General features: G+C 34.2%; 25 protein-coding genes and 1 pseudogene. 6 read left to right on the top strand and 20 right to left on the bottom strand.

The genetic code is table 11. From position 1 onward, the window contains the following. Window positions 1-118 precede the first annotated feature (118 nt). On the bottom strand, window positions 119-277 hold the full coding sequence (locus tag DFR57_RS18345) for a hypothetical protein (protein WP_170133017.1): 159 nt from the start codon (window positions 275-277) through the stop codon (window positions 119-121). Window positions 278-801: 524 nt separating this feature from the next. Here DFR57_RS18345 and DFR57_RS16225 point away from each other — a divergent pair. After that, window positions 802-1,371, top strand: coding sequence for a hypothetical protein (locus tag DFR57_RS16225; RefSeq protein ID WP_114354267.1), 570 nt, complete (start codon window positions 802-804; stop codon window positions 1,369-1,371). Window positions 1,372-2,036: 665 nt separating this feature from the next. Next, window positions 2,037-2,201, top strand: a pseudogene (locus tag DFR57_RS16220) (aldo/keto reductase); the annotation flags it as partial. Between the two features lie 75 nt (window positions 2,202-2,276). Here DFR57_RS16220 and DFR57_RS16215 read toward each other — a convergent pair. Continuing rightward, window positions 2,277-3,995, bottom strand: a complete 1,719-nt coding sequence (locus DFR57_RS16215; protein WP_114354266.1) for a methyl-accepting chemotaxis protein — start codon at window positions 3,993-3,995, stop codon at window positions 2,277-2,279. Between the two features lie 483 nt (window positions 3,996-4,478). Beyond that, complete coding sequence (locus tag DFR57_RS16210) at window positions 4,479-4,895, bottom strand: Lrp/AsnC family transcriptional regulator (RefSeq protein ID WP_170133016.1); 417 nt, start codon at window positions 4,893-4,895, stop codon at window positions 4,479-4,481. A 116-nt stretch (window positions 4,896-5,011) separates the two neighbouring features. Between DFR57_RS16210 and DFR57_RS16205 the strand changes: the two genes are divergently transcribed. The 3 genes from DFR57_RS16205 (at window position 5,012) to DFR57_RS16195 (ending at window position 7,550) form a co-directional block, all read left to right on the top strand. Further along, window positions 5,012-6,064 carry an oxidoreductase gene (locus DFR57_RS16205; protein WP_114354264.1) on the top strand — a complete coding sequence of 351 codons (1,053 nt, stop codon included), beginning with the start codon at window positions 5,012-5,014 and terminating at the stop codon, window positions 6,062-6,064. A 512-nt stretch (window positions 6,065-6,576) separates the two neighbouring features. Next, window positions 6,577-7,197 (top strand): NAD(P)-dependent oxidoreductase, encoded by a 621-nt coding sequence (locus DFR57_RS16200; RefSeq protein ID WP_114354263.1) that lies wholly within the window; start codon window positions 6,577-6,579, stop codon window positions 7,195-7,197. 62 nt (window positions 7,198-7,259) lie between these two features. Next, window positions 7,260-7,550 (top strand): DUF3139 domain-containing protein, encoded by a 291-nt coding sequence (locus DFR57_RS16195; RefSeq protein ID WP_170133015.1) that lies wholly within the window; start codon window positions 7,260-7,262, stop codon window positions 7,548-7,550. Window positions 7,551-7,554: 4 nt separating this feature from the next. Here DFR57_RS16195 and DFR57_RS16190 read toward each other — a convergent pair whose 3' ends face one another. From DFR57_RS16190 to DFR57_RS16125, 12 genes are all read right to left on the bottom strand, one after another. Continuing rightward, window positions 7,555-7,842 (bottom strand): S8 family serine peptidase, encoded by a 288-nt coding sequence (locus DFR57_RS16190; protein ID WP_170133014.1) that lies wholly within the window; start codon window positions 7,840-7,842, stop codon window positions 7,555-7,557. A 23-nt stretch (window positions 7,843-7,865) separates the two neighbouring features. Then, window positions 7,866-8,486, bottom strand: coding sequence for a DUF3885 domain-containing protein (locus DFR57_RS16185; RefSeq protein WP_245937500.1), 621 nt, complete (start codon window positions 8,484-8,486; stop codon window positions 7,866-7,868). Between the two features lie 232 nt (window positions 8,487-8,718). Continuing rightward, a complete protein-coding gene (locus tag DFR57_RS16180) occupies window positions 8,719-9,174 on the bottom strand; it encodes a hypothetical protein (RefSeq protein ID WP_114354260.1) in 456 nt (151 codons plus the stop codon). A 125-nt stretch (window positions 9,175-9,299) separates the two neighbouring features. Further along, on the bottom strand, window positions 9,300-10,511 hold the full coding sequence (locus tag DFR57_RS16175; protein WP_245937499.1) for a DUF2812 domain-containing protein: 1,212 nt from the start codon (window positions 10,509-10,511) through the stop codon (window positions 9,300-9,302). Next, window positions 10,498-10,818, bottom strand: a complete 321-nt coding sequence (locus DFR57_RS16170) for a PadR family transcriptional regulator (RefSeq protein WP_114354258.1) — start codon at window positions 10,816-10,818, stop codon at window positions 10,498-10,500. Before DFR57_RS16170 ends, DFR57_RS16175 begins: the two co-directional genes overlap by 14 nt. Before the next feature lie 242 nt (window positions 10,819-11,060). Continuing rightward, window positions 11,061-11,357, bottom strand: coding sequence for a hypothetical protein (locus DFR57_RS16165; RefSeq protein WP_114354257.1), 297 nt, complete (start codon window positions 11,355-11,357; stop codon window positions 11,061-11,063). A 457-nt stretch (window positions 11,358-11,814) separates the two neighbouring features. Beyond that, complete coding sequence (locus tag DFR57_RS16155) at window positions 11,815-12,036, bottom strand: hypothetical protein (protein WP_114354255.1); 222 nt, start codon at window positions 12,034-12,036, stop codon at window positions 11,815-11,817. Between the two features lie 134 nt (window positions 12,037-12,170). Then, window positions 12,171-12,710, bottom strand: coding sequence for a hypothetical protein (locus DFR57_RS16150; RefSeq protein ID WP_147269791.1), 540 nt, complete (start codon window positions 12,708-12,710; stop codon window positions 12,171-12,173). Between the two features lie 130 nt (window positions 12,711-12,840). Next, window positions 12,841-13,173: a TIGR04104 family putative zinc finger protein gene (locus tag DFR57_RS18685; RefSeq protein WP_170133013.1), complete on the bottom strand. Its 333-nt coding sequence runs from the start codon at window positions 13,171-13,173 to the stop codon at window positions 12,841-12,843. A 763-nt stretch (window positions 13,174-13,936) separates the two neighbouring features. Further along, window positions 13,937-14,224, bottom strand: a complete 288-nt coding sequence (locus DFR57_RS16135; protein ID WP_114354252.1) for a DUF3953 domain-containing protein — start codon at window positions 14,222-14,224, stop codon at window positions 13,937-13,939. Window positions 14,225-14,327: 103 nt separating this feature from the next. Further along, on the bottom strand, window positions 14,328-14,735 hold the full coding sequence (locus DFR57_RS16130) for a hypothetical protein (protein WP_114354251.1): 408 nt from the start codon (window positions 14,733-14,735) through the stop codon (window positions 14,328-14,330). Between the two features lie 136 nt (window positions 14,736-14,871). Continuing rightward, the gene (locus DFR57_RS16125; RefSeq protein ID WP_114354250.1) at window positions 14,872-15,198 is read right to left on the bottom strand and encodes a hypothetical protein; all 327 of its coding nucleotides are present in this window, start codon (window positions 15,196-15,198) and stop codon (window positions 14,872-14,874) included. Window positions 15,199-15,376: 178 nt separating this feature from the next. On the opposite strand from DFR57_RS16125, the gene DFR57_RS16120 reads away from it, so the two are divergent. Next, a complete protein-coding gene (locus DFR57_RS16120; RefSeq protein WP_245937498.1) occupies window positions 15,377-15,721 on the top strand; it encodes an FBP domain-containing protein in 345 nt (114 codons plus the stop codon). A 111-nt stretch (window positions 15,722-15,832) separates the two neighbouring features. On the opposite strand, the gene DFR57_RS16115 is transcribed toward DFR57_RS16120, so the two are convergent. From DFR57_RS16115 to DFR57_RS16095, 5 genes are all read right to left on the bottom strand, one after another. Then, window positions 15,833-17,176, bottom strand: a complete 1,344-nt coding sequence (locus tag DFR57_RS16115; RefSeq protein ID WP_114354248.1) for a NosD domain-containing protein — start codon at window positions 17,174-17,176, stop codon at window positions 15,833-15,835. 127 nt (window positions 17,177-17,303) lie between these two features. Further along, window positions 17,304-18,179 carry an ROK family protein gene (locus tag DFR57_RS16110; protein ID WP_114354247.1) on the bottom strand — a complete coding sequence of 292 codons (876 nt, stop codon included), beginning with the start codon at window positions 18,177-18,179 and terminating at the stop codon, window positions 17,304-17,306. Window positions 18,180-18,247: 68 nt separating this feature from the next. Then, window positions 18,248-19,720 (bottom strand): glycoside hydrolase family 32 protein, encoded by a 1,473-nt coding sequence (locus DFR57_RS16105; protein WP_114354246.1) that lies wholly within the window; start codon window positions 19,718-19,720, stop codon window positions 18,248-18,250. A gap of 38 nt (window positions 19,721-19,758) precedes the next feature. After that, window positions 19,759-20,631 carry a carbohydrate ABC transporter permease gene (locus DFR57_RS16100; protein ID WP_211315381.1) on the bottom strand — a complete coding sequence of 291 codons (873 nt, stop codon included), beginning with the start codon at window positions 20,629-20,631 and terminating at the stop codon, window positions 19,759-19,761. Between the two features lie 14 nt (window positions 20,632-20,645). Then, entirely contained in the window at window positions 20,646-21,527 is an 882-nt protein-coding gene (locus tag DFR57_RS16095) for a carbohydrate ABC transporter permease (protein WP_114354245.1), read from the bottom strand. Window positions 21,528-21,557 lie beyond the last annotated feature (30 nt).

The raw sequence follows: 21,557 nt of genomic DNA, 5'->3' as shown, positions 1-21,557 counted from the left end.
TACAGATGAAGAGTTAACTGCAATTAACGATATATTGAAATAAACGAAAACCCAAGCTAGGAAGAATTTCTTCTCTCTGCTTGGGTTTCTCTTTGCTCTTTTTCAAAACACGTCTCTTTTATATTTGATATTGATTAATATGCTGATGCAAATTACCGCTAGAATCTTTTACCGTGACTAAGCCCTGGTTTATTTTTTCCACAGACTTGTTCATTTCACCTGAGGTCTCTGCCACTTCCTTTGCATTTGTAACATGGTGACTGGCTGTTTCCTTCATGCTATCAAAGAAGCTCCGGATATTGATGACCTTGTCATTGATCTTTTCCATCGATGCTACAATGTACTTTCTTTAGATCATAGGTTTTTTTTGAGACTTGAATACGGTCATGACACCTACTAATAAAATCATCCGTAACCTTTTTAGAATAATACCCCCTGCGCTCTTTAATAATATTTTCAATTACCCACACTTTTCATGTAGCATCTCCTTACGCACCAAAAAACATTTCTCTCACATCTCCGCCTTCATTTTCTGCTTTAAAAAGTTAAATGGCACCAATTATAAATCTCAGACCGCTACTTTCTAGCATAGCGAAATAAACATAATAAACTAATTGTATCTAGTTGCAACAGCTCTTTGGTACTTTTAATAATATACCTTTCAGGGCATAAGTGATCGATAGCAAGATTGATCAACTTTAATAAACTCTTTAATTCAGGAATAGAAAAAGAGTTGACAAAATCTACTAAATTATGAGATCCTTTTTGTGGAAATAATTCAAAATAAAGGGAGATGGTAAAATGAAAAAAATTCTGATTAATTGTTTAACTCTGATGACTATTATCGCAGTCATGACAACTAATTTCGCCACAGTTGCACAGGCACAAACGGGGGAATCTAAGAAAGAAAGAGAGCTAGCTAAACAACTAGAATTTATCTTTGAAAAAGCTTCAAAAAAAGATTCGAGTGGGGAAATTGTAGGGTTTGATATTGAAATGATAGAAGAAAAATATGGGAAGAGTCCAGAACTTAATGCTTTAAAAGAAATACAAAAACAGAATAACTTAAAACAAAAGACAGACCAAAAAAAATATCAATTTAATAGTGTCTCCCCTTCAGCAATTATTTGGGTCGCAAGGGAGGAATTTAATGAATGTATGAGTGATGAAATGACCTCCTTTTTAGGATCGTTTGTAGCTACGACTACAATTGCTTCTTTCTACCAAGAATTAAAAAATGGTGAATATCTTAAAGGAGCTAAATCACTAATGAAGGTAACAGGGAAAACAGCTGTTAAAGGCGGAGTATATGGTTTAGCTGCTCAGCTTACTTGGGCAACAGGTAAGTGTGGCTGGAAAACAGGTTTTTAAACTGATCATTACATCATTTTTTTCTTGAGTCAATTTCAATGAAAAGAACAACAAGTGCAAATACAACTATAGCTTCTAGTATATTTGGTATCCAATTAAATGATTTTGTGAAAATATAATCGAATAGACAAAGTAAAAAATAAAAAGATATAAGTAAAATAATTCTGGTTTTGTTTTTCATCATGAGAACTCCTTTTAACATTTTAACCAAAATTATACATTAATTTACTGTTATTTTAAACCCATACTTTTTTCACTCTTTCTAATAATACAGATTTAACATCTTCGAGAGATTTGCGTGAAGCAAATCTCTCGTTATTCATGAATTAAGTATTGATTGATAGGAATTACACAATTATTTAAATAATATGACGCTCAAACCAAATTTGCACTCGAAGCTAAAAGATTACCAAACAAATAATCTAGAAGCGAATACTGAAACATGAATATTAATAAAATTACATTTACGTGGAGATATGGACTGACTAAAGATGTTCTTCAGGTTGGGAAATTTTTGTTGTAGCAACCTAATCATGATCAAATTGAATCCCGCGCATATAATCATTTGCTTTCTGTGCTTGTTGTGAAGCTAGACAATCAAGGTATGATCATCTTTTAATTTCCTTAACCAAGCCGGTATATTGCTGACTGAATTATCGATAGTTTCATTAGCACAAATGGCATTAATTTGGGTGCTACAAGAAAAGTCTGTTGTATCTGCTTTAATCGGTGCAAGCCGCGTTTCTCAGATCGAAGAAAATGTAAGAGCGCTTGAAAATGCTAGTTTCACAGATGAAGAGTTAACTGCAATTAACGATATATTGAAATAAACGAAAACCCAAGCTAGGAAGAATTTCTTCTCTCTGCTTGGGTTTCTCTTTGCTCTTTTTCAAAACACGTCTCTTTTATATTTGATATTGATTAATATGCTGATGCAAATTACCGCTAGAATCTTTTACCGTGACTAAGCCCTGGTTTACTTTTTCCACAGACTTGTTCATTTCACCTGAGGTCTCTGCCACTTCCTTTGCATTTGTTACGTGGTGACTGGCTGTTTCCTTCATGCTATCAAAGAAGTTCCGGATATTGATCACCTTGTCGTTGATCTTTTCCATCGATGCTACAATTAACTCGTTATTCTCACTGACCTTATCTGTTAACTGATCCATAAATTGAAAATGTTCATGGGAATGTGTGATGTATTGGTTCGTCTCTACGGCATGTTCCTTTGTTTGATTCATATGATTAATCACCGTGTTTTTTTGCTGTTTGATATCTTCAATCACCCTTCTTATTTCTTCTGATGAAACTTTCGACTGATCAGCGAATTGGCGAATCTCATTTGCCACTACAGAAAACCCTTGCCCCGCTTCCCCTGCTCTAGCTGCTTCAACCTGTGCATTTAACGCTAACAGGTTGGTTTGACTTGCGACCTGTTGAATCGACTGTAACACCTTATCAATTTGCTTCATCTGTTTATCCAGCTTTTTCATTTGGGTGACAGAATCATACATGCTTCTTTCCATTTCATTTGTCTTCTCTTTTATTTCATCCATATTCGCGAGTCCCTGTGAGGCACGATCCTTTGCGTCTCCTCCCAGCTTTTTCATTTCTTCAGCGAATGTATTTACCTCTTCTACATCCAACCCTATTTCCTTTAAAAAGGTAGCAGATTGCTCTAGTTCTTTTAGTTGAGACTGGGACTGACTTGCGATGTGATTAATTGCATCTACTACATTCTCTACCCCGCGCATCGTCTCTTGCATCTCTTGGGATAAGTGATCTGTTGTCTGAACAGTTTTATTATTATGTGTTTTTACTTCTAGAAAGATCGATTGAATCGAATTCTTCATGTAATTCACACCCGCTGTTAATCGGCCTAACTCATCCTTTGTCTTCACTTTCATCGCTTCTAGCTTCAAATTTCCATCTGCTATTTTTTCAACATATTCAGATAAGGTCATGATCGGCTTACGAATGTAGCGCTCCGTAACGAAAGTTAGAATAATTGCTAGGAAAATCGCTAGTGTGCCGAGTATAAGACTTGCTTGTATGGCTTGCTCAGCATTTAAGACAGAGCTTTTCGTTTTCGCTGCAATGTCGTTTTTCATTCGGTCTTGCATATCGTCCATACTATTTCTAGCACTTTCGAAAAACGCGATACTCTTATAAAATTCATCCTGAGAAACAGCTAGGTCCTTCTCTTTTGCTGCAGCAACAACCCGGTTACTCACTTCTTGATATTGCTCCCATGCCTTTATGTAGTCCTCATACAATACAGGTAACTCTTCTCGCTGCTCACTGTCTATATAACTATCAATCTCTGTGAGGTTTTGATTTAATACTTGATTCGTCGTATCAATTTCCTGTTGTAAATTATTCAAGGTGACGCCCATCGTTGTTCTGGATACTTCCTGCACTTGATTATGTATTTGATACATGTGTTGATTACTTTCCGTAATCGTTATCAAAATAGGTATATGTGTTTCATCCATCTCTCTATTTTTTTCTGCTAAAGAGTCGAGATACACATAATTGAACAAAGTACTAACCAGAAAAACAAGTAAAAATATAAAAAAGCTTAAAAATATGCGTTTCTTTAACGTTAATGTTATTTTTCTCATTCTTTTTTATCCCCCTTATTCTAACCACATCATTAGTTTACATAAGGAAGGACCATATAGGAATAAAGACTGAGTCATTTTTACAAACACTTAACAATAAGTGGGATTTTATGGGTATTTCGTTATAATTATTTATTTTGGAATTTTGAAAATAAAAAGCCTAATTCCTCCAAGCTTTTATGAGAAATTAAGCTATCATTTTAAGTAAAACTATTTAACTTAATACTGTTTTTTCTATTACATAGTATTCTTGTACTGTGAAGCAAATGAAAATAGTTGTTTTCCCAAAAATAACCTTTTACTAGCATAAAATTTAAACGTTAACTTTTACAAACACCCATTAATTTCAATCTGCTTTGCTACTTACTCACTGGCTATACGCTGTTTACATCGGCTGCAAATAATAAATGATCCACTATTGGCTGTCCGAAAAAAGATCATGTGATTTAATGAGTTAAAGCGCATTTGTATGAACTATCATTCCTAACTATCACTAACATTATAATTCCCTAGAACAGATAGAATATTGGAAAAAGCATAACGCGTTGTATCTTTAGAGATTTGCTCCAGCTCCTCTATCTTTGTACATACAACTTCAGCCATATAATTATACTCTCCGCTAATTCTCCATAAATCGATAATATTACTGTTCTCTGTACAATAATTCGTTAACTTTTCACAGCTCTTTGTTTTAAATAAAACAAAACCATGAATTCCTTTATTGAGTTCTTTATGGTTTAACTCTACCGTATAACGATTTATTACATAATCTTCTAATCTTTCTATCCTCGTTTTCACAGCAGGAGATGACATGTTTATTTGTTTACCAATTTCCGTATATGTAAGCCTTGAATTTCTTTTTAATAAATCTAATATTTGATGATCGATATCATCTAACATCCCTTTCACCCACTCTCCGATTACTTTAAAATTTAAAGTTTTTCGTAGTATATAGCTTAATAATTCCATTGTAAACCAATCGGCATAGAATTAAAATTCTATATGAGGTGATAAATATGACATGTTCCATTTTTTCTGATTACAAAATCGGGAACTTAACATTAGATAATAGAATTGTGATGGCTCCCATGACAAGAGGATTTGCCGATAACGAAACCGGTGAAGTCAATCACTTGATTGCCGACTATTATGGAAAAAGAGCAAGATACGGTGCCGGCTTAATCATTACAGAAGGAATTGTCATCAATGAATTAGCCAAAGGAACCTATGGGATCCCTGGAATATTCACACATCGTCAAACGCTAAGTTGGGAAAAAGTCACAAGAGAAGTTCATCAATATAAAACGAAAATTTTTGCCCAGCTTTGGCATGTAGGCAGAGTAAGTCATCAGGAAATTTTAAAAGGTCATGCTCCTGTCGCTCCATCTGCCATAGGTGCTAGCGGACAAGTGCATAGATTAAGGAAACCGTTCCAAGCACCTAAACCCTTAAGTCATGCGGAAATATATCAAATTATCGATGACTATAGACAAGCAGCAAGAAATGCAATGGAGGCTGGATTTGACGGTGTTGAAATACACGCCGCACATGGTTATCTCATTGATCAATTTATCAGTGAGAAATCAAATATTCGTCAAGACATGTTTGGAGGGTCATTACAAAATAGACTACGATTTTTAGATTTAATTATTAAAGAAGTAAAGAAAGTTGTGCCTAAAAATAGAATTAGCATCAGGGTTTCGGAAAAGAAAGATGACGATAGGGATTATGTATGGGAGCAACCTGTAGAAATGGTACACGCTATCACAGAGGTTCTTTCCAAACATAGAATAAAAATTGTCCATCCCTCTGTAGAAAACTACGGTGGCGCACTTAAAAATGATCACAGATCGCTTCATGAGTTATTTAGGAAATACTGGAGGGAAACCCTTATAGCTGTTGGTAATATAACTCCTAATGAAGGGGCAGACATAATTAAAGAAAATCAAGCAGACCTAATTGCATTTGGAAAATTATTTATATCCAATCCTGATTTGGTTGTTCGTCTGAAAGCGAATCAAGAGATCTTCCCTTATCACACAAAAGAGCAATTAAAAAATTTAAGTTAATTTATACGTGAATTTGAAAAAAGATGGTCAAATTTGAAGCAGGCTCTCCAAAATTCATTTTAATAGGGCCTGCGCAACCCTAATAAAGAAACAATGGAAGCAATACATGATGTGGTCAAGTTAAAGGAAGATATATTGGTGTTTCTAAAATGTATCAATGCAGCAGAGAAATACGAATAGACTTCGTTTGCTTCAATGCAGAATCACTTTAATCTCATCTACCGATGTATACACTCCTGGTAACTACTGGAATCATTACTACATAGTATCGGTCTAATACGTAATTTAATACGATAGTTACTTCACAATTTGGTCTGATTGATGAACTATCACTATTAGTAAAAGAAGCATCTCTTCAAGCACATTCTTTTTAAAAAGATAGCTTTCGAGGCACAGTAGCTTTGTACTGTGAGCAAATGACTATGTTCTTTTTCGCCATATACATCGCTGAATAAGACAAGCCTATAGCTTTTATAGTAAAATATTAGTAGTCACAAAAGGAGGCTCATTTTATGAATATTTTACTTTTAGGTGCAACAGGTCGAGTTGGAAGTCATATCGTTACTTACGCTTTGCACGAAAAACATCATGTTACTGCACTGGTTCGTACTCCAGAGAAGATTCAAATAAATAATGAAAATTTAACCGTTATTCAAGGAAATGTTTTAAATAAAGATGATATCGTACATGCCATGCATGAAAGTGATCTGGTTATTAGCGCACTAAATACTGATGGCACAACCGCTCTATCAGAAAGTATGCCGCTTATTATCGAAGCAATGGAAAAGGAAGATATAAAACGAATATTAACGGTAGGAACTGCAGGTATCCTGCAAAGCAGAACTGCACCGAATTCCCTGCGTTATCAATCACGTGAATCAAAGCGTAGGTCAACCCGTGCAGCAAAAGAACATCATAGAGTTTACGATATGCTCAAACAATCCAATCTCGAATGGACGATTGTTTGTCCAACCTACTTGCCGGATAAAGAAAGAATAGGCCAATATCGTATAGAGCGAGACTTTTTGCCGGTGGGTGGAGTTGAAATATCCGTAGCGGATACAGCAGAATTTACATTTAGCCAAATTAAATCAAGCGATTATATAAAATCACGTGTCGGTATTGCCTACTGATAATACTCTTATACTTCTTTAATAACTAGAACAACAATTTTTATCAAAGGGTAGGATGTATGATGAATTTACGTAAAATAAAGAAAAAACATATTGTTATAAGTATAATTTTATTAGGTTTAATAGTAGGTTTTTCTTATGATTTATATACAAAAAATCAAATGAAAAATGATGTAGTTGCTTATCTTGTAAATGAAGGTTATCAGGAAGAAGAAATTAGTGAGATTTCTGTGCATTGGTCCAAACCGAGTACGAGGCCAACTGCTAGTGTTATATTTAAAGAAGAACCAGATAAAGTTTACTTTTACATGTATGATAATGAACAGATAGAACCATCAGGAACAAGTAAATAAGGAGCTAAACTGAATTTTTATTTGCAGCCAGTATACCGGCAATGTTTATGCCATGCCCATAATTATCTGTGATGTCAGCTATATCACCAATAGCATTATATTTCTCAAAAATTTTCCCTTCAAGATCTTCATGTTCTGAGAAAATGCCACTATCTAAAATAGCAACTTTTACATTTTTATCTGCTTCTTCATTAGAAACTCCAATATATTCATGACCCCAAGTAATAATTTCATTACTTTTACTTGAAGTACAGCCTGAAAGATAGATAATTATTAAGAAAAGCAAATACACAATTAGCGGAATTCTCTTGATTATTATTCTCTCCTTAAGAGGGTACTATATTTTATATTAAAATCTTTATGTACCTTCTCGTCATTAAATAATATAAATGCTCCTCTATCATCATAAATATGAAAGATTAGACCTTTATATTTATTAATGAAAAACACTTCTGGATAAGTAACTAACTTATCCGTAAACCTCGGGGTCAACTCTTTGAAGTCTTGATTACAAATTGCTTTTATCATTTTTTTGTAAGCAATATCTTTTTTTCTAGTCTCCAAAGAAAATTGAATTGTCTGCCCATCTTCATCAAATTCTTTAAAAGTTTTAAGTCTGTAATTATTCGATTTGCTTGTGAATTTACTATATAAGCCGAGTGGTTTTGTCAATGGTTTTTCAATTCTAACAACTGTTACCAAATATAAGACGTCACTTTCATTAAAAAGTTCATCGAACATGTTGATTGCGCTATCGTAAACCTTTTTGAAGTACTCGAGATTTATTTCTCCTTGATCATCAAGTTGGTAAAATTCATCTTGGAGTTTGATATGCAAACTCAGGGGCAACTCATGAAATGAAGAATTTACTAAATCAAGGTTTTCAAACTTACTCTGTAGATAATCTATATGATTCATTTTTCCATTTCCTTTCATTTTTACTACTCTCTTAATATTTTACCATTCATACTCAAAGTAGCATTTCGGTTTCCTGCTTTATTCTAATCATCAAAAACTTCTTTATTTTCTTGATATGATTATCTATACCTAAATAATTAATAATCGAGTATAATATACATCCAACCAAATAAAATTACGCATCCATATAATATTGACCAATAAAAGTTAAAAAAAAGAAGCTTGAAATGAATACAAGCTCCTGTACAAGTTATGCTTTTTTGAATCCCTCTTCATCTAAAAAGGCTATAGCCTCATTATAGGAACGAAAGGTGCCATCAAGATTTCGACCGGCATAAACGTTCCACAAATCCCCTTCGTTCAATAAAAGGAGCGTTTGTTTATTTGAATTAATCCATCGCTCTTCAAAAGGATTCTCATCGAGTGTTGTTGGTGCCAATGATTCTATTGACTGTTGAATGACTGTACGTAAATCCGCTTCAGAAAAGTCTCGGATATTAACCATGCCTTTTTGATCCGTATCATAGTCACTCAGATATTCTGCAAAAACAAATCCATTTCCATTGGGATGCAAATGATAAACTACATTCTTTTTGTCATCAGCACTTTCTTCATAATGAAAATTAACTCGATTCATTGATACATTATGTCTCGTTAATTCAGGAAAAGATTCCACTATTTTTATTTTTTCTTCAAAAGTTAACATGTTACCTCCATTTTGAGTCGGATAAGATTGATGTAAATTATACCACTAAAGCTGAACATCACCAAAACCTTGTATTTTCTACCATTTAAAAATGTTGTCGAATAAGGAATAACAAATAGATTCTATTATTTTTCCAACATTAAATTAATCTTCTCTACTGTATTTTGTATGACAGAGTTTATATCTGCATAGCCATGATAACGCACATACATGACCGCTTTTCCTTTAGAAGCAAACACTTCTTTCATTTCCTCTTTCTCATGCACAATCAAATTATCCAAGTCCGGATGCTCTGTTTTAACAAAATCTTCTCTGCTATCTTCAAATCTATACCTCTCAATTAAATCAGAAATAAGATTATCCGCTAGAGTGGGTATACGTAACTGATAAACCTGTGTATGAATGGCAGGTGAATATTCACCACTTTCATTCTTCCACATTTTTTCAGGAATCACACCCTGTTCATCTGTATCATACTGCACGGGTGCCAATAAACTCCAATCATATGAATAACGATTGTCAAAATCCACATTATCACTCTTATAGGAAGATTCCTCTCGAATCAATGAAGGATTCTCTTCTACATCAGCTAACCTGACAAACGGTAAGTCACTATTTGATTCAGGTAGTGTTCTTGTATCCGATTTTACAAGCTGTACAGTTGGGAGGATAATTGCACTCAATCCTATAACTATAGTAAAAAGAAAAGTGACGATAGTGTGTAATCGGTGATAATTCTTCCAAGGTGCATGATGGTTAACCGGCTTTCCGTCAAGGAGATTTTTGCGCAAAGTACGAATGGAAATGGCTGCTTGTAACGAAGTATAGGTTAAATAACCCATAAAAAGAGGGAAAATCGTATATTGAATAGCCCCACTCTCCACCATCACCAAAGTAGGTGTCCCGTCAAGAAACCAAAAAGCAGATACCATACTGCTAATTACTAGCATTCCGATAACTACTATAGCCGCATTCATGGTTAATTTCTTATCCAGTTCCTTCAATGTATAAGACTGCTCGGCAGGATCTGTATGAAGCTCTGGCGCGTTACGCTCCGCGGGAGATGAAAACACGTTAAAATAACTATATCTAGTTACATAATCCCAACCATTTTCCGCATACATTTGCCTTTGTTCTGATGATATCTTTTTATCTAAGGATACATCTATTCTGTACTTCATTTTCTCAGGTTCCCCTTTTGCAAACTTTGCAAAATGCATCCCCATCTTTTTTAGATATAATCCCTTGGCCGCCATGTCAGCAAACCATCTTTCATGCTCACCAATTCGCCAATAATCACTAGGACGAAGTTTGTAGACTGTTTTATTCACCCACATCACCTTCCTCTAGTATGCTACTATCTTTTATTACGGCTTTTAAACGGGCATATTCTAAACGTAGCGCTTGTACTCCTTCTGGTGTTATTCTATACGTCTTCCTTCTGCCATTATTTTCTGCTAGTGCGATAAGACCGTCTTCTTGCATACGTGAAAGTACTCCATATAAAGTCCCCGGGCCCATTTTCAATCTACCATTTGAAACTTCTGTAATTGCATGCATGAGCTGATAACCATGGTTGGGGCGCATTAGAGCTAATAGGACATAATACATTGCTTCAGTCATCGGCCCTCCATTATATGCCATTGTTTATTCCCCTTCTTCGTTCATGTATTATTACGTATAGCGATATATCGTATAACGTAATAATAAATCATAAGAAATCCCTTGTAAATAAAACCCAGAGAATTTTTCCCAACAAAAAAAGACCACAATGTGATCTTCTTGTTTAACTCTAAGCTTTGGTTTATTTAGCGTTGTAGTTCTTCTATCATACTAGAAAACCTTGCTTGATTTAAAAAAACTAAAGCACTCACTAGTTAAATATGTTATAAATTAATCTCTTCACCTATACTTATAGCACGAAAAGGATTTATTTCCTTTGATTTTAACAATTCGATAAATTTTGAAGTTAAGTTCTCTTTGTTAATAATTATTCTTGTTGAACCAGTTACTCCACCATTGAAAAAAATAGGTTGAATAGATTCGGGATTCTTAATTCGTTGATAAAAAAAACTGTCTAAAACAATAGTTGTATAACTGAAGTGATATGTATTGCTAGTGAATTGATAGTCTGCTTCTATAATAAGTTCTTCATCTTTTTCTTCAATTTCATAGGTAAACATTTTTACTTCTGCACTTTCATTAGTAAACAGAATCCACCCTAATAAACACTAAGAAAATGAGAGACAAAATGAATAACAATTTTTTGTTTTTTTTCAAATAATCAGCCCCTTTTGTTGTACGAACTTGCTTATTTATCACATAAGCGTTTGCTTACTTATTGAACAATCGCACTACGTAAATTGAAGTGTATGCTTTTTAAAAATGCACTAATTTTAAAATGCTCCTACACCAATTATAGCTATACTCCACATAATTAGAGTGAAAGATACTGTTAGCCAAAAGGTGTTAACGGCGGTATCTTCATCTTTCTTTACCTTTTTCAAAATGGAAATTAAATTCAAGCAAAATATTATGCACAGAATAGGCATAAAGAAAAAGCCTATATTACCAGCGAAAGCAAACATATAAATTATCCCCCTTAGAATCTGAACCTCTTTTTTCATTAAGAATTTTTAGCTACTTGATACATTTCTTACTTGAACAAGTTATTTCTGTTTTTTCTTCTGCACAATTGCCCAACCTAAGTAAGAGAAATAACCAAATTAGTGGTAAAACAGGTTCAAAATTAAATTCTTTTGGTAAGTAGACAAACAAGCCAAAAGTTAGTAAAAATGCTGGAATCATAATCCATAACCATACTCTTAATCTTCGGTTTTTAAAACTTAATGCATATTCCACCTTATAACCCCCTCGTATTTATCTTAATAGCTTCAATGAATAAGGAGGCAATTCTTTCTTGAAGAAAAATAACTGTATGTTTAATTAAATTACATCACAAGTTGTGAAAATCTATTGCTTCTGTTAAACAGGTTCTATAAAGATGAGTCCAAATGACTTCGAAAGTCTATCAAGCTATCTTGATGCTGGAATACTGTAGAGGGCTCTTGTAGCTCTTTCATCATCTTTACCCAAGACGTTCGTTGAACAATAGCGGTAGAAACAGTATACTGATTGGAAATTTCATTCCATTCTGCAGTGGTTTTATAAATAAGTTCTATCTTTGATAGAGCTTCTGGTGGGAATGTTATTATATCAGTTCTATCTAAGTCTTCTTCTAAGAAATTCTCCTCTATGTATTCTAAATTACTAGTTATTAAAGAAGAGGTATTTGTCGTTACGTTTTCTAATCCTTTCGCATGCCTAGGATATATCGCTCTACCCATCTTTTCTATTTCATAACTACTATGTTCCATTACTTCGAATCCTCTTCTTATCTGTTTCCATTGAGCATACGGAATTTGATTTTCGTTGATTAACCTATGTAGAATTCTTGTGGTTAGATATGCCTCATTTTGGAACGAATGCACCAATTCCATTAATTGGGGGTTTAAATAGTCTTGTTGCTTACTCACATCCCTATGTTTCTCGAACCCATACAAAACACTCAGAAATAGTAAAAAAACTAATAAATAATATCTCTTTTTCGAAAGTTGAATCACAGGTAATCCCCTCAAATCTGTTACTGATTTTAGATTTCTTTTTTTATACCTTATAATTAGAATGATATATAGAATGAAACTTAAATATGAAAGGTGTTATTGTAAAGACAAAAGTCAATAATACTAGATACACTAAGATAAATAAGGAAAAGGATAGTAGCCCAAAAGTATCGAAATTATACCATACCACAGATAAACTAATTACCGCCGTTAAAGACATAAAAAAAACACTTATTATTCTTGATTCTAGATTGATAACATGTTCGGTTTCACATTGTCTACAATACACTGTGATTTTTATTTTAGTTGATTTCAAAACTGATTTATAAATATCTATCCATTTAAATTCCGTATGACATTTCTCGCATTCTTGCAATTGTATCCCTCCTATACATTTTTTTACTTCGTACTCTAACCCGCTCCGTTATTTTAATATCTTTGTAATTTAATTTTAACATAATATTCCAATAAATTACCCGTAAAAAAAGACCACCAAATTAATGATAGTCTTGTGCAACTCTTGCTACCCGTTAATGAATAAACTCTAATTATATAATTGCTTATTTTTTCGTTTTTTTAAGCGTATTAAAATGATAATGACGATTGCTATTAATATAAGGATAGGTAGGATTTTTGTGAATATATCCATCCAATGAAAAGGTGCCTGATGGACATATACAGCTTTTTGCCACTCATTGTCCCCTACTTCAACAGCTATTGCATTTCTAGTTGATATATTATTTATTTTAAAATACTTCGTACCTTTAGGATAGGCATTTGAAGCATTTCCGAAATAATATCCAGTCATATTATTAGGTTTTGTTTTTACTTCTCCAATTTGATTAGCTATTACATTTTCTTCTTTGACTTCATAAACGTTCCCATTCCAAAAAACAAAAGGATAAGCCCAACTTAACGCTTGAACAGATTATGTAAAAGTAAGAATAAATATTATAAAAAACAATAACGTTCTTTTCATCACTACCTCGCTCTAACATTAGTATTTTCCATAAAAATACAATAATTCTTATTGCACAATCCTGCGGCTTTATCACAAGATGCGATTGTTTTCCTATTGAACAATTTTTCCTGTCAGTTTAATTGTACTGCTTAACAATCCTTCTTGTTAAAAAGGACTATCAATTTAAGGTTGAAACATAAAAACTTTGAACCGCAACTACAAGAACAAGTATTGATACGATAAAGCAAGCAATTGACCATCCTTTCTTTTTTAAGATATATTGTTCTATTCCCATTAAAAACATAGATATCGCAAGAAAAATTTGTACAAATCCAGAGAAGAATAAATTTACGGGATATGTCGTAAAAGATAAGTATATAAATACTAGCATTGGGATAAGCAATATAAATTGAGTAATTACAATAGGTTTTATTCTGTTCTTAAAAAGACGGTCTCTTAATTTCATATCGATAGTCCCCCTTAAGCTTTAAATTTCTATTATTAAAATTAATTTTTATTGCGTTACTATTCCATCCTTTACACAAGCACTAGTTAGCTGAATAGACTTACTATCCTTCAAGAAGTTTCATATAATATAATATTTCTCCTTCATATTCCACAAATAACATTCCTTTATCTTTTTCATCAACTGAATAAACCTTTGTCCCTTTAGGTAATTTGGTTGCATTTAGGTCACTAAACCCGAAGACGCTGGTTGTCTGTTTTTTGATTTCACCAATAAAATGTTCCTTAGAAAATGAAATTTCCTCCTTATCATCCTTAAACCAATCCAAATTTGTAACATTGTTAAAAATAAATCCATCAAACTGAATAATATCTGCATCATTATTTTGTTTCAATACGTCTTTAGCTGTCACTTTACCACCGTCAGCTACACCACAACTTGCGACAAAGATTAGAGAGGCTATTGCAAGTAAAAATAAGAGAAATGATTTATTAATGGTACTCACTCCCATATTCTAATACTTCCCTTCTTCAAGTAACCTACTGCTCTAGTTCAATATGCGATTGCTTTCTTAGTGAACAATCGCTCCCTTTACTTAAATAAGAGAAAGCACTTTTTATATAATATATGAAAAGTTCAGATCTCCATTAATGTTCTGGAACTTGTACTTTTGTTGCTACCAGCTTGTCTGAATTTACATCTTCCACCCAAACTTTCACTTTATACCCTTCTTCTATGGAAGCAAGTGATTCAACGTTAATAAAACTTGTCGCCTCAGTTATGAAAAACAACCTTGGTGCAATATCAACCTCAGGGTCAATTTCTATTGGGACAAGTGTGAAACGATTATCCCATACTTCTTCAACTACCCCATAATAATAATCGCCTTGGTAAGTTTTTGATAGGTCAACTTTATCCGAACAGCTAACTAATAAAGTGTTACAAAGGAACAATATAACAACCCTTAATTTCATAAAATCACCACCATTTATTAAAAGTAGTTGAAAAATACATATCTCTAATACCAAACTATACTTCTTGCACATTCCTGTACGTTAATTTAATTTTAACATAATATTCCAAAAGTTTACTCACCAAAAAAGACCACCATTAATGATAGCCTTTTTCAACTCTTGGAGCCGTTACTTCAATATGTATTCTCCTAAAGCAAAGAAGTTGAAAATACCACCTCTTGATACTTTAGATTTTAGAGATATATCATATTTAGGTTGGTATGATATTCGCTCTGCAAAAAAAGTTCTTGTTGTTGAATACAATGGAAAATTAAAGGGGATACAAGGTAGTTTTGATAATAGTATAAAAGGAATTTGTTCATTATGTAATGGATATGAAGATGTTGGATTGTTTATGGCTAGAACAAAAACTGGAAAAGCCACGTATAAAAATAAGGGTAATTTTATTTGCCGTGATAGTAATAAATGTAACGAAAATCTAATTACATTAGAAAAGTTGAATAAATTCGTAGAGAACTACTAAAAAAAAGCTGAGGGCAGACTTCTCCCTCAGCTATTTAATATTATATAACTTCATTTTTTAAAAGGGACTTCCATAGTTAGGAAGCACCACAAAACCATAGTTGAATATTATTTATGCTCCTGGCATTGGAGTGGCTCTAAATGCATTTACAGTCTTGTCCATAACAACCTGCACGTCACTTCCCGAATCAAGAATCGTATTTTGTAGCGATTCTTTTTCTACCAATACTGTTGTTACGATAAGTTGCTCTGATGCTTCAGTAGTCAATAAGGCGTCTACTTGTGCAGAGAAGCAAGAGTCACTCGTCTTGGCATCAACATTCGTGGCCACCATATGATTATTAGATATATAATTCCCATTACCTGAAACAACACGTATAATTACAGGTGTTGCACCTACCGGCTTAATGTTGTCGGTATTCACTATTTTAGAAAAGTGATTAGCAATGACAGTATTATTATTGCCACTGATATTTAGCAGGCCATACAAATCATCTAAACCATTGTCTATTCCGAGAAAAGGTGTCCAGGGTTCATGATCACGCAAAAAGTGATTGGAGGAAACCAAGTTTTCCGAACAATTCTCCTTGAATACCACCATTCCTGGATAAAAGGAATGAAGTCTATTATTTGTGATACTAGAACGCGTCACACCATCGAAATAGATACTGCTTGCCCCTCGCGGAAAAACATTATTCGCTGTAATCAAAAGTCCACCAAAGTTTTGAGCGTAAATGGAATATCCTTTAAAACCGGCTCCTATCAAGTTATCGGTTATTTTTGAAGCCTGTCCCCAACCTCTTAGTTCGATACAGTTTCCACATTCAGCTATGAAATTATCATGTATAGTGAGTGCATCTGCATGATAAATAGCCATGCCATGCTCTAAATATACAAGTCCCATTTCTGTAATCCGAAATGAGTCACAAGCACTCCCAACATATATACCTGTTTTCCCGTTCGTGTATGAGTTTTCCGGAGTTGTTTCGCCTGTACCATCGTCCTTAAAATGCAAACCATCGATACAAAAGTTAGAAAACTCTACGGAACTAAGTCTGGGATTTCCACTCCGTTCAATATAAAAAGCAGCTCCTTTATATTCCTCGTCCTGTTCTTCTAAAGGAATATCTACGAGTATGCGACTTCCTCCAGGCCACAATTCATGCAGATCGGCCCATTCCTCCTCAGGAGTATTAAAACGAATACTCGAAGATGTAAACCCATGTCCAGATCCCATAATTTTAAGAAAACTGATGTCTATCACTACTTGACTACCAAGATGATAATCACCCGGTGGAATGTAGATAACGGCACCCGGCTTACCTCCATTATTCACATCAGTGTCCGTTTGCCTACTTTTAATATCTGCTATAATGCTATTGATTACCTCACCAATATCCTCATAAGGATTACCAACAGGCCACTCGGTTACGTCGTAATAATTTTTACTAGCCATATATAGATTCTCCTATCAATTCAGTGTGTTTGTTCATGAACTATTTTTTCCTTTATATAGTTGGAAGTAAAGCCTTACGAATTCGTGTTTTCCCTGGAAGAGCCACGCGAGATGAAGAACTACTTACTTATTCTTTTAACGCCCTCACTGCCAATCCAAAGTTGCCAATGGTTGCGGATCCGTTATTCTCGATGCTTGGACGAACGATGAGTTCTTCTAAATCTGGCGTTGCAACGTAGCCATTGTTAAATTGTTTGAAATACGCGCGAACCTTTGGCATATCCGATTCTTGGAGGACAGAACCCCCGAAAACAATTTTCTCTGGTGCCATGTTCACGAAGGTATTAAAGGCAATTTGCCCTGCATAGTAGGAGATATAATCAAAGACCTTATGATCTCGAGGGAGTTTTTCCCCTTTAATCCCCGTGCGCCCTTCTAGTGTTGGACCAGCAGCAAGTCCTTCAAAGCAATGATTGCTGTGAAAAGGACAACCTCCGTCATACGTATCTTCAGGGTGCGCGATAACCGTCGCATGACCCATTTCAGCGTGAGCGATCCCGCTAATAAACTGCCCATCTTGGAGAGCACCACCACCGACACCTGTACCAAGCGTGAAATAAACTACCGAATTAGCATTACGCGCAGAACCCTTAATATACTCCCCGTAGGCCGAAGCATTTACATCCGTGGTGAAATACATCGGGATATCAAAGGTTCTTTTCAAGGTTCCTAAGAAATCAAATCCAGACCAATTCGCTTTAGGTGTGTTCAGCACATGTCCATAAGTTTTCGATTCTATGTTCACATCGACAGGCCCAAAGGAACCAATGCCAATAGACGCTAGTTCAAATTGTTTAAAGAAATTGATCACGTTTTCAAGCGTTTCTTCCGGTGTTGTCGTTGAAAACTGTGTTATTTCCTTTACATTGAAATCGAAATCTGCCACGGCCACAACAAACTTGGTCCCACCTGCCTCAATCGAGCCTAATAATTTCTCCCTCATTACAATTTTGCTCCTTTTCTTTTACTCATCCTTATGAGACTCCTCTCAGAGCGTTACTTTTTCATTTATTACTTCCATACTGATCTTAAAGACCATTTATCTACGTTTAATACTTTTATTTTTCCCCCTTCAGCAAATAAATCTACTTCGTTACTAGAAGCGTGGGGATATATCCTATTTGTTATTACTTGCTCACCATGATTCACAAATACCTCTAAGGATGTCGTATCAAGAAATAATCTTAAGTTCAATTTTCCGTTAGTATTTGAGCGATAAGGTGCTTTATGAATTCCACTTTCTCCTTTACCAGCTGATGTTAGGTCCACAATGATTTCCTCATTAATTGTATCTACTTTAATCATTGTTTTTTCTGATCTATCTTTAGAACATCTTAACTGAAGTCCAAATACAGATGAATCAGAATTAGCTATATCAAAATCAATGCATAACTCGGTTGCACTTCCATCTAAGTCGGGAAGCCTCTGCACGCCATCTATATCAAAACCTTCCATCTGATGATGGTTTTTTCTTAAGGTTTTTAATTCTTCAATTGGTTTTTGTACAAATTTTCCATTTTGATTATAAGTTAATTCTCTAGGAATGGTCATAGCTCCAGCCCAATCATCTTCCTCAGATGGTCGTTTTGAAAACCACATGTCCATCCAGCCGATCATAATTCTTCTTCCTTTTTCATCTATCAATGTCTGAGGTGCATAAAAATCATGTCCATAATCCAACAGCATACTTTTTCCCTGTGAAAATTTAGCTTTTTTGTAATCCATTTCACCAAAAATAATAATAGGTTTTTCATTCTTCTCCCCGTACATAGGTGAAAAAATAAGAGCATGTTCTTCTTCCAATGGAAATAAGTCTGGACATTCCCACATATCGCCTTGTTTACCGTTACTTTCAGCTACTACCCCTCTATATTCCCATTCTATTAAATTAGATGACTGGTAAAAGAGAGCTTTTCCTTTTCCATCTTTATTAGAACCTACTACCATATAATATTGATTATCATATTCCCAAACCTTTGGATCACGGAAATCTTTTGACCCATCCTTTGGAAAATGGTCAATGACAGGATTTTGATTTTCTTTGATAAAATCGATTCCATCTCTACTTTTAGCTATACATTGTACTTGCATAGGGTTACGTTCAATAGAATGCCCTGTATAAAGTAAATATAATTCACTATCTTTTTCTATTGCACTTCCTGAGAAACAGCCATGGTCATCTATTGTACCATTATCATAATATTCAGAAGGTGCTAGTGCCACGGGAAGATGTTCCCAATTGACTAAATCCCTACTTTTAGCATGCCCCCAATGCATCGGTCCCCATTGTGCGGCGTAAGGATTGTGTTGATAAAACAAATGATATTCGCCATTATATTGGACAAATCCATTCGGATCATTCATCCAACCTACTGGTGGCATCATGTGATAGTTTAATCGATATTTAGTATTTTTCACTTTTTCTTGTTGTTGATTTATATAAACATTTGCTTTCATAGCTTGTTCACGATGATTTTTCGTCATAAAGTTGTCCCCTTTACTTTGATGTAACAATAAATTCTCTACCCTTTAACAGATCCTAGTGTCATTCCACTAACAATATATCTTTGAACTAGTATTGAAAAAAGCATGACAGGTAAGCTAAAACTAACTGCTGCAGCTGTCATTGGACCTAAATCTAGATTATAGGCAGTTAAAAATTCAGAAATTCCAACTGTAGCTGTTTTAGCATTTGTACTAGTTAATAATAAAGCAAATAAAAAGTCATTCCATGCGAGCATGAAGCAAAATATAGCTGTAGTTGCCAAACCTGGTAATGATACTGGTAAGATGACTTTTATAAAAGATGTAAAAATATTACATCCATCTATTCTTGCCGCTTCATCAAATTCTTTCGGGATATTATTAAAGAATCCCATCATCAACCATATTGCAAAAGGAACATTTATACTTGTATAAGTTATGATTAAGGCTGCATGCGTATCGATTAACCCCATTGAATTTATAATGATATACATGGGAATCGCAATACTTATCATCGGTATCATACGGATACATAATGTAATTAAAAGAAATACATTTCCTAACTTCGACGAAAACCTTGCTAAACCATACGCTGCTAATGCTCCCAAGAGCACAGACAAGACTGTACTAATAAAAGCCGTGATAAAACTATTAAAAAAGTAGCTTAATATCGGCATCTGATCAAACATAGCAATATAATTCTCTATGGATAGCTCCCGTGGGAAAAACGTAGGAGTACTACTTATTGCGTCTGAAGATGGTTTAATAGATGTAAAAATAATATAAATATACGGACTTATAAACAACAGTGCTAATATGGTTGTGATAAGACCTATGAACTTTTTATTGTGCTTTCTTATCATCTGAAACAGTGACTTTTTTTCATGAGGTGTCCTACTTAAAGATTCCATTTTACATCTCCTCTCTATTTTTTGTTTGCTTTAAACATGCTTACTAGGAAGTAAGAGCTAAGTAACAATAAGAGAATAATAAATAGCACTGCCATTGCGCTGGATTCTCCAACCTCACCATACCTAGTTAATGTTTTATACATATACGTACTTAATACTTCCGAAGAATTAGCAGGTCCACCTTGTGTTAAAACCCAAACAATATCAAATGTTCTAGCAGCATCCACTGTTCTAATTAAGATCGCTACAACCATTACCGGAAGTAAAGATGGTAGTGTAATATAAAAAAATGTTTTGATTTTATTGGCGCCATCAATTTTAGCTGACTCATATAACGTAATAGGAATTCCTTGTAAGCCTGCAAGTAGTACTAGCATCATAAAAGGTGTAGTTAACCAAATATCAGCAATGATAGTCGATAATAGTGCAGTCCTATCATCTGATAGCCATTGAATTGCATTTCTACTCGAAGTGATATTAAAGTCATACAACAGTTTATTAACAATACCGAATTGACTGTTCAACATGAATTTCCATATTAAACCCGACACTAATGGTGCAATCATTAATGGACTCAATAAAATTGTTCGAACAAAGCTATGTCCTTTAAAGCCAGTATTTAATAACAAAGCGAAAAATAAGCCCAACAGTAGTTCAGCACTTACTGCAACTACAACGTAAATCAGCGTGTTACTTGTTGCCCCCAAAAAACGATCCGATTTGATAGATTCTATATAATTACTAATTCCTACAAATGTTCCTGAATCTTGTGACATCATATCTATTTGAAAGAAACTATCTTTTATTAGAAGCAATACAGGAAAAAATAAAAAAATAATCATGAATATACCTGCTGGTGCGAAAAACAAAAAGGATATTTTTGATTCTCTTGTCATATAATCACTCTCCCTCTATGATGATTTGAT

The sequence above is a fragment of the Saliterribacillus persicus genome (genome assembly GCF_003337485.1).
GTDB classification, from domain to species: domain Bacteria; phylum Bacillota; class Bacilli; order Bacillales; family Amphibacillaceae; genus Saliterribacillus; species Saliterribacillus persicus.
This window is presented reverse-complemented; position numbering and strand designations above follow the sequence as displayed.